This is a genomic window from Streptomyces sp. NPDC048338 (genome assembly GCF_043201055.1).
Classification (GTDB): Bacteria; Actinomycetota; Actinomycetes; order Streptomycetales; family Streptomycetaceae; genus Streptomyces.
Genome location: NZ_JBICYQ010000002.1, coordinates 210,707 through 224,374, shown reverse-complemented (window position 1 = coordinate 224,374; position 13,668 = coordinate 210,707). Strand labels below are relative to the sequence as shown.

The 13,668-nt window shown below is 73.6% G+C and carries 11 protein-coding genes; 5 read left to right on the top strand and 6 right to left on the bottom strand.

Annotated features, from left to right (window positions below; translation table 11 throughout):
* Positions 1–330: 330 nt before the first annotated feature.
* Complete coding sequence (locus tag ACGFZF_RS05495) at positions 331–2,094, top strand: cation:proton antiporter (protein WP_393551209.1); 1,764 nt, start codon at positions 331–333, stop codon at positions 2,092–2,094.
* Positions 2,095–2,142: 48 nt separating this feature from the next.
* Here ACGFZF_RS05495 and ACGFZF_RS05490 read toward each other — a convergent pair whose 3' ends face one another.
* Both ACGFZF_RS05490 and ACGFZF_RS05485 read right to left on the bottom strand, forming a co-directional pair.
* Positions 2,143–2,784, bottom strand: coding sequence for a GAP family protein (locus ACGFZF_RS05490; protein ID WP_393551208.1), 642 nt, complete (start codon positions 2,782–2,784; stop codon positions 2,143–2,145).
* Positions 2,785–3,060: 276 nt separating this feature from the next.
* A complete protein-coding gene (locus ACGFZF_RS05485; protein WP_393551207.1) occupies positions 3,061–4,092 on the bottom strand; it encodes a YhjD/YihY/BrkB family envelope integrity protein in 1,032 nt (343 codons plus the stop codon).
* Positions 4,093–4,723: 631 nt separating this feature from the next.
* Between ACGFZF_RS05485 and ACGFZF_RS05480 the strand changes: the two genes are divergently transcribed.
* Together ACGFZF_RS05480 and ACGFZF_RS05475 are read left to right on the top strand one after the other, a co-directional pair.
* Entirely contained in the window at positions 4,724–5,035 is a 312-nt protein-coding gene (locus tag ACGFZF_RS05480; RefSeq protein WP_393551206.1) for a trypco2 family protein, read from the top strand.
* The gene (locus tag ACGFZF_RS05475; protein WP_393551205.1) at positions 5,025–7,994 is read left to right on the top strand and encodes a trypsin-like peptidase domain-containing protein; all 2,970 of its coding nucleotides are present in this window, start codon (positions 5,025–5,027) and stop codon (positions 7,992–7,994) included. The genes ACGFZF_RS05480 and ACGFZF_RS05475 overlap by 11 nt, the downstream gene beginning before the upstream one ends.
* A gap of 90 nt (positions 7,995–8,084) precedes the next feature.
* Here ACGFZF_RS05475 and ACGFZF_RS05470 read toward each other — a convergent pair whose 3' ends face one another.
* Complete coding sequence (locus tag ACGFZF_RS05470) at positions 8,085–9,290, bottom strand: NAD(P)/FAD-dependent oxidoreductase (protein WP_393551204.1); 1,206 nt, start codon at positions 9,288–9,290, stop codon at positions 8,085–8,087.
* 297 nt (positions 9,291–9,587) lie between these two features.
* On the opposite strand from ACGFZF_RS05470, the gene ACGFZF_RS05465 reads away from it, so the two are divergent.
* Together ACGFZF_RS05465 and ACGFZF_RS05460 are read left to right on the top strand one after the other, a co-directional pair.
* Positions 9,588–9,911, top strand: coding sequence for a hypothetical protein (locus tag ACGFZF_RS05465; RefSeq protein ID WP_393551203.1), 324 nt, complete (start codon positions 9,588–9,590; stop codon positions 9,909–9,911).
* Positions 9,908–10,192, top strand: coding sequence for a hypothetical protein (locus ACGFZF_RS05460; RefSeq protein ID WP_393551202.1), 285 nt, complete (start codon positions 9,908–9,910; stop codon positions 10,190–10,192). The genes ACGFZF_RS05465 and ACGFZF_RS05460 overlap by 4 nt, the downstream gene beginning before the upstream one ends.
* A 97-nt stretch (positions 10,193–10,289) precedes the next feature.
* On the opposite strand, the gene ACGFZF_RS05455 is transcribed toward ACGFZF_RS05460, so the two are convergent.
* The 3 genes from ACGFZF_RS05455 to ACGFZF_RS05445 are packed head-to-tail and all read right to left on the bottom strand — an operon-like array spanning position 10,290 to position 13,437.
* Positions 10,290–10,694, bottom strand: coding sequence for an STAS domain-containing protein (locus ACGFZF_RS05455; protein WP_393551201.1), 405 nt, complete (start codon positions 10,692–10,694; stop codon positions 10,290–10,292).
* Complete coding sequence (locus ACGFZF_RS05450; RefSeq protein ID WP_393551200.1) at positions 10,691–11,776, bottom strand: B12-binding domain-containing protein; 1,086 nt, start codon at positions 11,774–11,776, stop codon at positions 10,691–10,693. Before ACGFZF_RS05450 ends, ACGFZF_RS05455 begins: the two co-directional genes overlap by 4 nt.
* Positions 11,773–13,437, bottom strand: a complete 1,665-nt coding sequence (locus ACGFZF_RS05445) for a PP2C family protein-serine/threonine phosphatase (RefSeq protein WP_393551199.1) — start codon at positions 13,435–13,437, stop codon at positions 11,773–11,775. The genes ACGFZF_RS05450 and ACGFZF_RS05445 overlap by 4 nt, the downstream gene beginning before the upstream one ends.
* Positions 13,438–13,668: the final 231 nt, after the last annotated feature.

The window sequence follows — 13,668 nt, the reverse complement described above, 5'->3', positions numbered from 1 at the left end:
CGGGGGAAGGGCGGAAAACGTGGTCCGACCGGGTGACGCGGCGGACCGAAACGCGCTCCGTCGCGCGTGCCGGTCCGCGCGGCCGCGAGGGCGGGTGCTTTCGTCTGTGCGGGTGGCCGAGACGCGCGCGGACGGTGTCCCGACCCGGACGCCGTCGGCCCTCCTCGCACGTCACCCGGTGTCCGTGCTCCCGCGGGGAGCCTCGCCGTGGTCGCCGCGGCTACGCGTGGAAGGGCTCCGGCGCCGTGCGGTCCACGGACGCGACGGCCCGTTCTCCCCCGCCCCTCCTCCGCCCCTCCTCCGCCCCTCCTCCGCGCCGAAGGTCTCCCGTTGACGACGAACCAGGTACTGATCGGCGTCGGTCTCACCCTGCTCCTCGCCGTCGGATCGCAGCTTCTGGCCGGCCTCCTGCGCCTTCCCGCCCTCCTCGTCCTGCTGCCGGTCGGCTTCACCGCGGGCGCGTTCGTCGAGGACCTCGACCCCGAGCGGCTGCTGGGACCGGCTTTCTCCCCGCTGGTCTCCCTGGCCGTCGCGGTGATCCTCTACGACGCCGGCCTGGGGCTGGACATCGCGCGGCTCAAGGGGCACGACCGCCGGGTGGTCGTGCGGCTGATCTGGATCGGAACCCTGGTCAGCTGGGTGGTCGCCACTCTGGTGGCCGCTCCGTTGCTCGGCATGTCCCAGGGTGCCGCCCTGATGATCGGCGCCATCCTCGTGGTCTCCGGTCCGACGGTCGTCGGGCCGCTGCTCGCCCTCGTACGGCCGAAGGACCGGCTTCAGCACGTCCTGGCCTGGGAGGGCTCCCTGATCGACCCGGTCGGCGGCATCCTGGGCGCGCTGGTCTTCCATGTCGTCGTGGCCGGCACGGACCACGGCGTGGGTGAGGTGGTGACGGGGTTCCTCGCCAGTGTCGGCGTCGGAGCGGCCGGCGCGGTCGTGGGTACGGCGCTGCTGTGGGCGCTGTTCCGGTTGCTGCGGCCCGGCGAGATCCTCGGCACCACCGCGCAGCTGGCCCTCGTGGTCGGTGTGGCCGCGTTCTGCGACGTGCTGCGGGACGACACGGGCCTCATCGCCGCCGTGGTCATGGGGGTGGCGATGGCCAATCTGCCCGGGATGGACAGCGCGGTGCGGCGGCCGTTCTTCGAGACGCTGGTCAGCCTGATCCTCGGGCTGCTCTTCGTCTCCATCTCGGCGACCGTCACCCCGGAGTCCCTGCGGCACGTGATCCTGCCCGCGCTCGGCCTCGCCGCGGCCCTGGTGCTGGTGGCGCGACCGCTCGTGGCGGCCGTGTCGGCCCTCGGGACCGACCTGACACGGGGCGAGCGCGGCTTCATCGGATGGATGGCCCCGCGCGGCATCGTCGCCGCCGCCACCGCCTCGACCTTCTCGGCGGGCCTGGTGGCGGAGAAGATCGACGGCGCGTCCAAGATCCTGCCGGCGACGTTCGTGGTCATCGTCGCGACCGTGACGCTGTGCGGGCTGACCGCCGCGCCGGTGGCCCGGCTGCTGCGCGTCGTCCGCGCCTCCCGCTCCCGTCCGCTGCTGGTGGGCGGCGACGCGTGGGTCGTCGAGCTGGGCGCTGCCCTGGGATCGGCGGGTCTGGAGGTGCTGATGTGGGCGGGCGAGGAGGAGCAGCGGGAGCGCATCGTCCGGGCCGGGATCGACCTCGCGCCCGGCGAGCTGATGGCCGCGGCCACCGAGGGCGCCGCCCTGGAGGGCATCACGGCGGTGTACTTCCTGACGGCGGAGGACGACTTCAACGCGCTGGCCGCGGAGGTGGTGCGCGGCAGTGTGACGGGGCCGGTGCACCGCCTCGCCGCGCCCCCGGAGAGCCACGGCGTCGTGGCTCCGTTCGTCGGCGGCGACGTGCTGTTCGGCGCGGAGCTGACCTGGCAGGCACTCGACCGGAGGCACGCGCGCGGAGCGGCCGTCGTCGTACGGCCCGCGGACGACGTCCGGCCGTCCGGGAGCGAACTGCTGTTCCTCGTCCGTCCGGACGGGAGGCTCGTCCCGGCCCTGGAGGGCAGCCCTCCGCGGCCGGAACCCGGGGACACCGCCGTCCTGATGACCCCGGAGCGGGGCATCCTGCCCTGACGCGCCGTACGCGAGTCCCCGACGTCCGGGCGCGGCGGGACCGGGGTGTCAGGCGAGTTGGTAGATGCTCTTGCCCGCCAGCCAGAACCCGATCCCGAGGGACAGGATGACGACGGCCTGGTCCTGGTGGCCGGTGATCCAGGTGAGCAGTGACTGGAGCCGGGCATCGGCGCGGGCGGGCCTGAACGTCGCGTACAGCTCCATCGCGAGGAGGCTGGCGGTGGCCAGGACGCAGTACAGCACCAGGACCAGCCAGGTGATCGTGTGGGAGAGGTTCGCGCCCATGACGGTCGCGGCGCCCGCCGCGACAAGGCCCCACGGTTGGAGGAGCACCGCCATGCCGGCGGCCGACCAGACCGAGATGTGGCGCAGTTTCCCCAGCCAGGCGGGTTCCTCGCGAGGGCGGGGGCCCTTGCGCTGTTTGTGGACCCCGTAGGCGATCAGCCCGAGGCCGATGGCGAGCTTGACCGCGAGCGAGGCCGTCGAGGGAGAGCTGTTCAGGGAGGGCGGGGACCCGTCGGTGAACAGCAGGACTCCGGCGATCACCAGCACCAGGCAGGCGAGCCAGCCGAGGATGAAGGCGAGCCCCTTGATGATGCCCCGGTGCGCGGTGAGCAGCAGGATGAAGCCCATGATCGGGAAGGGCTCCAGGGTGATCGCCAGGCCGATCAGGATCAGGTCGAGTGTCATGGGCGGGCGACCTCCTCCCCTGCCACCCGGGTGTGCCAGGCCGCCCACCGCACATCGGCGTCCGGGCGCTGCGGCACGCCGCTCCTGCGCTGGCGCATCGAAGGCCACCTCCGTGATCGCGGTGCGTGTCCGAGGGTGTCCGGTCCACTGGACGCGCTCGGGGACGCGCTCGGGGACGCACCCTCCGAACCCAGCCAGCCACGGAACCACGGGCGGCGCGAAATCTGAGCCTCCGTTGGGGCGAGCGGCGGCGGGTGGAAGGGCGGAGGTCGCTGGTCATCGTCGACCGCCGTGATTCCCGTCATTGCCGTCGATGCTGCCGCCGTTGCCGTGATTCCCGTCGTTGCCGTCGCTGTCGTCGCTGCGGTCGGCGGGGTGCTCGCCCTCAGCGGCGTGCCTGCCGTCGCCGTCCTCGCCTGCCTTGCCGTCCCCGGCTTCCACGCCGTCCCCGGCTTCCTCGCTGCCGGGCGCGAGGGTGAGGCTCCCCAACGGCTCGGCGAGATGCGTCTCCTGCGCCACGACCGCGCCCACCGTGATGGCGAGGGCGACCGCCGCGCAGAGCACGATCAGCCAGGACAGGATCGTGAAGACCGGCCCCAGTCCCCCGTACTCGGCCAGCGTCCGGTTGAGTGCGGTCGGCATGTAGAACTGCGCACCGAGGGACAGGGCGGTCACCGCGGCGGCCGTCAGCACGGCACCCGGCAGCAGCGGCAGCCAGCGGACGTGGCCGCCCAGCAGCAGGTGCTGACTCCACCACCACAGCGCCGTCTGGCTCACCAAGGTGACGGGGACGCCCAGCCACAGTCCGAGACCGAAACCGTCGTGCAGGGGAGCCTGGACGACCAGGACGACGAGCCAGACCACGATCCACACCAGCCAACGCCAGGGCGCGACCTTCATCCCGCCCTTGGGGACCTGCCAGGCGCGTCGGCAGAGCCGCTGCATCGCCCGGCTCACCGCCGTGGCCGACACGAGGACCAGCAGGCCGCCCACGACGCCGGTGACGTCCTGGAGGGACTCGGAGTGGGACTGGTACAGCTTCTCCAGCTGGGCGTTCGTGGCACCCGTGAGGCCGAAGACGGTCCGGACGGAGGTGATCAGCTGGTTCTGCACCCCCTCGGGCGCGACGGAGGCGAAGACGAAGAGCAACGGGATCGCGGTCAGGAAGCACTGGGCGGCCAACCGGGTGGCGGCGTCCAGGATGTTGACCGCCAGCATTCGTTCACTCAGATGGGTGACGGCCGGAAACCGGGCCTCGGCCGTATCCCGCAGCCGCAGGGCGGTGACCTTGGCCTTCTGGTACCTCACCCGCCACCACGACGGCCGCAAGGCACCACCACGCTCCGACAGTCCCGTCCGCGCCCCGCGGTCCTTGTCCGCGCGGCGCTCCGCGGGCCCCTCGCTGCCCATCAGGCACGGGACGCGCCGCTCACGGGCAGCGGTGTGACGGCCGGTGTCATCGATGTCGGTCCCGCGGTCGGCATGGGCGCGCGCTCCTTCCCTGTGTACAGGGTGCGGGACGCAGTTCCGGGCGGCACGTCGGGACTCGGGCGGCGTACGGCGGTGTCCGCTCCCGCAGCACCGCAACCGTCGAGGTGTCGCGGTGTCGGCATACCCGGGGAGGAGCAGCGCGAGCCGTCTCCCGCTCCGCGCCCTCCCCGGCGCGAGGAGCATCTCCACGACCGCTCCCGTGGCCGGCGCCCGGGGGAACGCGGGCGCTGCCGCGACACCGGGTGTCCGCGGGCACGGCCCGCCGGAAACAGCCGCCGGCAGGAAGGGTGGGGTGCCCGGCACCGCTGGATCGCTCCACGCCCGACGTCCACATCATCTCTGTCGGGCGGTCGGCACTCCGGCGGACCTGACGGGCGATGATATGAATTGCTGGACAAGGCAGTTGCCGAGGCAGGACCGCCAAGACACGCAGGTGGGGGACCCGTACGTGGACGACGCAGTCGAGTTGGCCGACATGATCGCGCAGTTGCGCCGCGAACTGAGCCGGGCGATGGCGGATGGGGAGGGCGCGGACCTGCGCTTCAAGGCCGAGAAGGTGGAGCTCGAACTCACCGTCGGCGTGGAGCGCTCGCGCGAGCCGGGGGTGAAGGTGCGGTTCTGGGTGTTCGACGCGAGCGCCGCGGCCAGACGTGCCGCGACTGCCACTCAACGACTCACCCTGACGCTGCAGCCGGTGACGGCGGACGCGCCGGACCGGACGCCGCTGATCTCCGATGACGAGATGCTCGGTGAGATCTGACCCCACGCCTCCGGCCGGCGGAATCGACCCCCACCGGATCGCGGAGGTCATCGTCACCGCCCCGAACGGCCGGGGACGCCGCGGCTCGGGTTACCGGGTGACCGGCGCCGCGGTCCTCACCGCCCACCACGTGGTGGCCGACGCGACGGCGGTGCGGGTCCGCTTCGACGCCGACCGGCCGGGCCAGTGGAGCGCGGACGCGGCCGTGGCCTGGTCCGACGCGGGATGCGACCTCGCCGTGCTGGTCATCGAGCCCGGTCCGGACGTCGTCCCCGTATCCCCCGCGGAGTTCGGCCGCGTCGGGGACGAGCGGCACGCGATCGTCGAGGTGCACGCCGCCGGCTTCCCCCTGTGGAAGCGGCGGAGAGGACCCGACGGCAGGCAGTTCCGTGAACTGCACCAGGCCGACGGCACCGTGGCCGCACTGTCCAACCTGCGCACGGGCACGCTGGAGATCAGCGTCCCCGTGGCGGCGGCGGACCCCGACCCGGCCGTCTCGCCCTGGTCCGGGATGTCCGGAGCCGCCGTCTGGGTCGGGCCGCGCATCGTCGGTGTCGTCGCCGAGCACCACCGCGGCGAGGGACTCGGCCGGCTCACGGCCGTCCGCATCGACCACGCCCTGCGCGGGATCGATGCGGGAGGCCGGGCCGCGCTGGCGGAACTGCTGCCCGTCACGGGCCCGGACGCGCTGCCCGACGTGACGCCGCTCCCGGGGCCCGGTCCGTCGGCTCCCGTCGGCTCCCGGGTCATCGGACTGCCCGTCGCCCACGGGCTTGAGCTGTTCAAGGACCGTACCGAGGCGCGTGAGGCGATCGGCCGCCACCTGCGTGACCCTGCGGTCCGCATGGTGACGATCACCGGACGGCGCGGCATGGGCAAGAGCGCCGTGGCCGCCAAGGTGATGGACATGCTGGCGCACGGCGAGTGGCCCGGCAACGCGCCCGCCCCCGCCCCGGTGGGCCTGGTCAACCTGAGCACGCGCACGTCGGGCATCTCCCTGGAGCGCGTCTTCCTCGACTGCGCGCGGGTCCTCGGTCCCGAGACCGAGAGCCGCCTGCTGCGGGTCTGGGCGACGGACCGCGATGTCCGCGACAAGCTCGGTGAGCTGTTCGACGCGATGGAGGACCGGCTCGTCGTCATCCTCATGGACAACCTGGAGGACCGGCTCCACGACGACGGCCGACTCGACGAGGAGGACGAGCTCTACGTCTTTCTCGACTGCCTCTTCCGTGCCCGCGAGACGCCTCGTCTCCTGGCCACCTCCCAGATTCCCGTCCGGCTCGCGCCCGAACTGCGACGCTTCGCCGCCGAGGTCGAGCTCTCCGACGGCCTCCCGCCGGCCGAGTCCGTCGCGCTGCTGCGCGAACTCGACCAGGACGGCAGCCTCGGCATCGCCCGGCTCTCGGACGCACAGCTGCTGGACGCCTCGGTCCACGTCCACGGAGTGCCGCGCGCCCTCGAACTCCTCGTGGGTGCCGTCGCCGACGACATGGTGGCGCTGCCGACGCTCCAGGACGTCCTCGAGGACTTCGCCCTGCGCGGCGACGTGGTCGCCGGGCTCGCCCAGGACCGGTACGCACGGCTCGGGGCCGACGGCCGCCTCGTCCTCGGGGTCCTGGCGGCGCTGCGCACACCGGTGCCCCGCGAGGCGATCGAGTGGATCACGGCCGGGGTGGACCCGGACCTCGACGTCCTCGGGGCGCTGGCCGAACTCCTGCGGATCCGCATGGTGTCGGTGAACCGGGCCACCCGTACCTACGCCCTGCACCCGATGGACGCCGACCTGGCGTACGCCGCCATGCGATCGGACGGACCGCGGGGTGTGAAGGCGGTGGAGCGGCGCGCCGCCGACTGGTACGCACACCGGGCGGCGCCGCGGGCGCGGTGGCGGCACCTGGACGATGTGGAGCCGCAGCGAAGGGAGTTCGCGCACCGCGTGCGTGCCGGGGAGCCGGACGCCGCGGCTCCCGTACTGAGCTCCATCAGCGAGTGGATGGTGTGGCACGGTTCGGTGCTGGCCGCCCTCTCCATGCATCTGACCCTGGAGGGACAATTGACCGACGACCGCGCACATCTGGCCCATCTGATCAGCTTCGGGCATGCCCGGCTCAGCGGCGGCCCCATGCAGGACGCGGTCACGCTGTTCACGGAGGCGGCGGAGCTCGCCGAACAGCTGGGGGACCGAAACGCGTTGCAGAACGTCATGTTCGGGCTCGGGGACGCGCACCGCCAGTTGGGAAGGCTGTCCGGTTCCCTGAGCCCGCTGGCACGGGCCGCGACGCTGGCGCGGGACAACGGCGACGCGGAGGGCGAGGAGCACGCCATCCTCAGTCTCAGCCTCGCGCACAGCTACGTGGGCGACGGCGCCGAGGCACTCGCCGGCGCGGAGCGGCTGGCGGGGCTCGCGCGGACGTCCGGCAACCCCCTGACCGAGGCCCGCGCGTGGAACGCGCGCTCCATCGCGCTTCTGGTGTTGGAGCGCTGGGACGAAGTGATCACCGCGGGTGGGGAAGCCGCGCGCGCCTATCGCAGGGCCGACAGCATGGAGGCCATCACCTACGCGCTGAACGCCCAGGGCATCGCGATGATCGCCTCGGGCCGCGCGCGCGAGGCACAGGCCACGCTGGCAGAGGCCCTCGACGAGGCGTCCCGGATGGAGAACCCGCGAGCGGAGGGCGTCTGCCTCCACAGCCTCGCCTGGGCCCACTGGGCCGCGGGCAGCCACTCGGACGCGGCCGAGGCGGCCGACCGGGCCGCGGTGTCGTTCCAGCTCGCCGGGGCAGGCGAGGCCGCCGCCGCGCGGGCGCTGGCCGAAGCCGCCCGGGCCCGCGCGGACGACCGGCCCCGCGAAGCGGCGGAGGCGCTGGCCCGAGCCGCCGCGGGCATCGGCGACAACGTCGAGATGGTGCGCCCGGCCTGGCTCACCGAGGAGGCGGAGCGGCTGCGCGCCGAGGGCTGACGACGGCATGTCCCGCACCGGCCGGCGCGGCGTCCGGGCGGGGCGCCGCGCCCGGAGCACCGTCCGGACCGGCGGACCGGCCGGTGGCGTTCACGCCGGCTGACGGGCGGCCGCCGGTGCCTCGGCCCCCGTCGCCCGCAGAGCCTCCTGGCGTCCGGCCCCCCCGGAGACGTTGTGCAGGCGGTACGAGCCGGGCTTGTGCGCCTCGTCGGCGAGGTGCTTGACGGTGCTCTTGCAGACGAGCTCCTTGACCTTCGCGCCGGGACGGCCGTCGATGTGGAACCAGACCGCGACGTCGTGGCGGCGGGCGAACTGGAAGATGCCCGCGCGGCGGCCCAGGCTGATGCACTGTCCGGCGAACACCTGGTTGAGGTCGGCGGGCCGGTCACCGTCGATCCGGCTGAGCACCGTGTCCGCGGCCCGCGCGCCCAGCGGCATGGCGGCCTGGCAGCTCATGCGCAGCGGCAGGCCGGACGGCGCCGCCGAGTCACCGGCGGCGACGATGCGGACGTCGTCCACGCTCGTCAGTGTCTCGTCCGTGAGCAGACGGCCCAGATCGTCCGTGCTGAGCCCGCTGGCCGCGGCCAGGTCCGGTACGCCGAAGCCGGCGGTCCACACGGTCACCGCGCTCGGCAGCTCGACGCCGTCGCCGAGTCGCACGGCGTCGCGCGTCACCGCCGTCACCCGGGCGTCGGGGCCTTCGAGGACGGTCACGCCGAGCCGAGCCAGCCGCCCGGCCACCGAACGCCGCCCCCGGGAGTGCAGGTACGGGCCGAGCACCTCACCGCACACCAGGGTGACGGAGCGGCCCGCCTCGGCCAGTTCGGCGGCGGTCTCGATGCCCGTCGGGCCGGCTCCGACGACCGTCACGGATGCCGGTTCGGGCGTGGTGTCGAGGGTCCGGCGCAGCCGCTGCGCGTCCTCCAGGCACGCGATCGGGTAGGCGAACTCGGCCGCTCCCGGCACGCGCGGGTCGGCGCTGCCGCTGCCCACCGCGTAGACCAGGTAGTCGTATCCGACGGTGCCGCCCGTCGCCAGGGTGAGGTTGCGTCCGGGCGCGTCGATCCGGGTCACGGTGTCGACGAGGAGGGCGACGCCTTCGGCGAGGACGTCGCGGTAGTCGACGACCGCGTCGTGGGTCCCGCCCGCCAACTGGTGCAGCCGCACCCGCTCGACGAATCGCGGACGCGGATTGACCAGCGTGACGGCCACGCCGGCGCGCTGTGTCAGTCGGTTGGCCGCCATGACGCCCGCGTAGCCGCCGCCGATCACGACCACTTCGATGTTCCCAGCCATGATGTCGTCTCCTTCGCTTCGAACGCTTCGCCCACAAGACGCCGCCCGCGCGATTTCTGTGACATCCGCTCCGTGACTTCTTCGCACGGCGTCCCCGTGGGCCGTCCGACCGGCTGCGCACGGGTCCCGCCCGTCGCCCGCCACCGTCCGAACGTCCTCCCGGCGACCTGCGCGTCCGACGGGCCACGGCCCGTCCGCGGCCTCGGCAGCGAGCACGCGAGTACCCCTCGTCCCGGCCCTCCCCCGGCGGGCCCGGAAGCCGTACCGTGGAGTCGTACGAGTCGAGGAGGGCCGCACATGAGCACGCTTCCGCACGAGTCGCCGACGCCCGGCTACGCGAGCCCGTACCGGATCGAGTCGGACGAGGGCCCGCAGACCCTCGCCGAGCTGCGTGCCGCCCTGGCCGTCATCGATCCGGCCGAGCTCGTCGCGTTCAACGCCAGGCTGGACGCCGCCCGGTTCGGGAGGGATCAGGCGGTGGTCATCACGCAGGCGCGCCATCTGGTCGCGCTGCGGACGCGTCCCGAGGTGCGGCAGGCCGTGGAGGCGTCCCTCGGCGCCCAGGACGATCTCATGAACGCGGACGACCTGTGGGCCGAACTCGACAAGGGTGCTGCGTGACCTGGACGGTCCAGGTGCCGCGGCGCCTCTACCCGGAGTTCGCGCATCTCTCCCCCGACGGTCGCCGCGCCGTGCACGACGCCCTCGCCGCTCTCGCCGAGGACCCGCGGAGCCCCGCGTCGAGTGCCGAGCCCGTCCAGGCCATCGAGCTGCGCCGCCTCACGACCAGACCGACCACGGACACGGGCGTCACCATCACGCTGCTCTACCGCGTGCACCCGCCCCTGGGCCGTGCCAAGACCGGACGCGTCGAGATCGTCTTCCTCATCGTCGGTCCCTGAGCGGGCCGGAGAGCGACCTGCGGCCGGTCTGACCGCTGCGACCGTGCCCGGTGTCGGGCGGCGCGGCCGGTGCATGCGTCGGGCGGCCCGCCGGGGGTCAGCCGGAGCTGCCCGTCCCGGTGACCTCGCCGTCCTCCCGGGCCTCGGCCGGTCCGGGCGCGGTCTCCGCCGGGCCGGTGAGGTGGTCCAGGACGTTGGTGACGTGGAGCAGGCGTTCCAGCACGTCCGGGCGGTTGTCCAGGTACAGGACGGCGCCGCGGGCGGCGGCGAGGCGGTGGACCAGCAGCAGTGCCGCCAGGCCCGACGCGTCGATGTGGGTCAGGGCGCCGAAGTCGAGGCGTACGTCGTCGACGGGTTCCGCGTCGTCCGCCAGGATCCCGGTGACCGCGGCGACGAGGTCGTCGCCGGTGTCGTGGTCGAGTTCGCCGCTCACCCGCACGTACAGCGAGGGGGGTTCGCGCACGACGCGGAGGGCGAACTCCGCGGGTGGGTGTCCGGTCATGAGCGGGATCCGCGGACGGGGTGGTCGGGACGCTGCTCCAGGACGTCCCGGCCCTGCCGGATCGCGTGCTGCGCGCGGGGGAAGTCGCGCAACTGGCCGGCGAGGACGTCCAGGGCGAGGTCGAGGGACCGGGTGGGGACCCGGCGGGCGTGGAGGACGTCGGCGGTCCAGGTGAGGAACGTGGAGAACAGGTCGGCGTCGTCGACGTACAGGGCGGTGGCCAGGAAGTTGACGATGTGTGCGATGTCCTCCGCGGTGCGCTCGCGTTGGATGTCGCTGTACGCGCGCAGGGCGGGGAACCGCTCCTCCATGTCGGCCAGGGTCTGTCCGACCAGGCGGTGCCGGGTCCGGACGACCATCGTGTACTCCTGGTCGGCCAGGTGCGGCAGGTCGTCCACCGCGTGCCGGCTGGCCGAGGCGTCCGGCCGGGGCATGCCCTCGGCGAGGACCGCCAGCGCGCCCTGCGCGTCGGCCGCCCACCGGTCGGCGCGCAGCATCCGGGCGTACCGGCCGTCGGGGCCGAAGGCGCGGCCGCCGGTCAGGACGGGGACGCCCACGGCCTGGCAGGCGGTGACGGCGCCGTGCGCGGCCGGCAGGTGGGTCGGGATCGATCCGGACAGCAGCACGGCGTCCGGGTTGGTCCGGTGCAGGTGGGCGACGAGGTGCGGGGTCGGGGTCTGGGCGCCCAGGAAGTCGACCCGCCAGCCGTGCAGGGCGAGGACTTCCGCGACGAGCCGTGCGGGGAAGGCGTGCCACTCGCCGTCGACGCACCCGACCGTGACCCGGCCCCGCGACGCCTGGGTGGGGGCTCTCTCGCGGCGGTGGGCGAGGGAGGCGATGATCCGCTCGTTGATGGCGGTGGCGGCGTGCTCCTGTGCCACCGTGATCCGGTCGGCCGCCCATTCGACGCCGACTCGCTCCTGGACGGGTGCGAGCACCTCCAGGAGCAGCGTCTCCTCCCGTACGCCGGTGTCGAGCGCCTCGTGGACCATCGCGGAGGCAGCGTGTTCGTCGCCGGCGGCCACCGCCCGCCAGAGCAGTTCCGCGACCGTGGCCGTGGCGACGGCGGTCGGATGTGTCACCGGTTCCTCCTGCGGTCCCGGCCGTACCCGTCGACGACGGTCAGCACGGGTGCCTTCGGGGCGCTGATGGCCACGAGGGCCATGTCGTCGTGGCGGCCGTCGCCGAGCCACTGGGCGGCCACCATCTGCAGCCGTTCCACGACCGCCTCCACGGGCATGCCCGCGCATTCGGCCAGGGCCCGCCGTAGCCGGTGCTCGCCCAGGAACTCGTCCCCGAGCGGGCCGCCCCGGGCCTCGACGATGCCGTCGGTGTAGAGCAGGCACGTGTCTCCCGGCGCGAGCACGGTCTCCACCGTGCGCGCCTCGACGGCGGGCAGAGCGCCGACGAGGGTGCCGCGCGTGGTGACCTCCTCCACCGTTCCGTCGGTGCGGACGACGAGCGGCGGCAGGTGTCCGGCGCTGGTCAGGCGCAGATGGGCCCGGCCGGCGCGGCGGCGCACGGAGGCCATGACGAGCGTGGCGAACCGGGTGTGGTGCGAGGAGAGCAACGCGCCGTTGAGCAGGCTCAGGACCCGCTCGTGGTCGTCGGCCAGGGGCAGCAGGGCGTGCAGCGTGTTGCGGATCTTGCCGGTGAGGACCGCCGCCTCCAGGCCCTTGCCCGCGACGTCTCCCAGGACGACCAGCGTCTCCTGGGAGGCGTCGGCGCCGGGATGGACGTCGTAGAAGTCCCCGCCGACCCGCTCGTGGTCCTTGGCCGCCCGGTACCCGCCGGCGTACTCGACGCCGTGGACGTGCCGGAGCTTCGGCGGCAGCAGTTCGCGCATCAGGGTGGAGGTGATGGCGGTCTGTTCGGTGTAGAGGCGCGCCGCGGACAGGGCGGCTCCGGCGCGGGCCGCGAACAGGCGGGCGAAGACCTCCTCGCCGTCGGTGAAGGCCCGCTTGGTGTCGGAGCGCAGCAGGATCAGCGCGCCGGCGGGTACTCCGTGGCCGGGGAGTGGCGTGACGATGACGGAACCGACCGGTGAGGCGAACCCCTCGGGGGTCACCCAGTCGGGCAGGTCGGCGGGGTCCATCCAGCGCGCCGGCACGGGCGGGAAGCCCTGGAGCGCCTCGGCCAGTCCGGGCACCGCGGCGATGTCGACCTGCCGTACGGACTGCGTGACGGGCGCGCCCTGGTGGGCGAAGGTCAGCGGGTGCCGCCGTCCCTGGGGCGGGGCGACGAGGACGGCCGCCTCGGCGAGGTGTTCCGCGGCCATGGAGGTGATGACCTCCATGCAGCGCTGCACGTTCAGCGTGGACAGCAGGGAGTTGGAGACCTCGGCGAGGATCCCCGATCGCGCCTGGGCATCGCTCAGGGCGGTCTCGGCGAGCCGCCGGTCGGTCTGGTCGACCAGCCACCACACGACGTCGCCGCCGTCGCCGAGTGTCGGGTGCGCCTCGAGGAGCCGTTCTCCCATCCGCCCGGCCAGCGGGCCGGGCGAGGCGCCGGGCAGCCCGTCACCGATCCGCTCGTGGGCCTCGGACAGCCACGCCGGCACCCGTTCGTGCAGCCAGTCGCCGGTCGCGGCATCGGGCAGGAGCTGTCGGGCGGCCTCGTTGAGCCGTACGAGGCCGCCGTGCCGGTCGACGACCAGCACGGGACAGGGCGCCTCGATCCACGTCGCGCCGAGATGCAGATCGGCGTCGTGGGGACGGGCGGTGGGACGGCGGGGAGCTGACACAGACGGAGGCACGCTCGATGCGCACCTCACCACCTTCCTGCGATGGAAAACAGAGACGGCAACCGTCTCGCACCCACCCCGCCGGTCGCAACCCGCCCCGAGAACGGGCACGTAAACCTCACAACTCGGTTGAGTTCGGATGGCCGGTTCGAACAGAACCGCGTGTCGCGGCCGGCGGAACCGCGGCCGGATTTCCGACCGGCCAGGGCTTCGTCGTCGTGGAGATCCCCG

Coding starts and splice junctions, on each gene's coding strand:
- ACGFZF_RS05490 (WP_393551208.1), bottom strand. CDS start 2,784: ATGACACTCGACCTGATCCTGATCGGCCTGGCGATCACCCTGGAGCCC.
- ACGFZF_RS05470 (WP_393551204.1), bottom strand. CDS start 9,290: ATGGCTGGGAACATCGAAGTGGTCGTGATCGGCGGCGGCTACGCGGGC.
- ACGFZF_RS05465 (WP_393551203.1), top strand. CDS start 9,588: ATGAGCACGCTTCCGCACGAGTCGCCGACGCCCGGCTACGCGAGCCCG.
- ACGFZF_RS05455 (WP_393551201.1), bottom strand. CDS start 10,694: ATGACCGGACACCCACCCGCGGAGTTCGCCCTCCGCGTCGTGCGCGAA.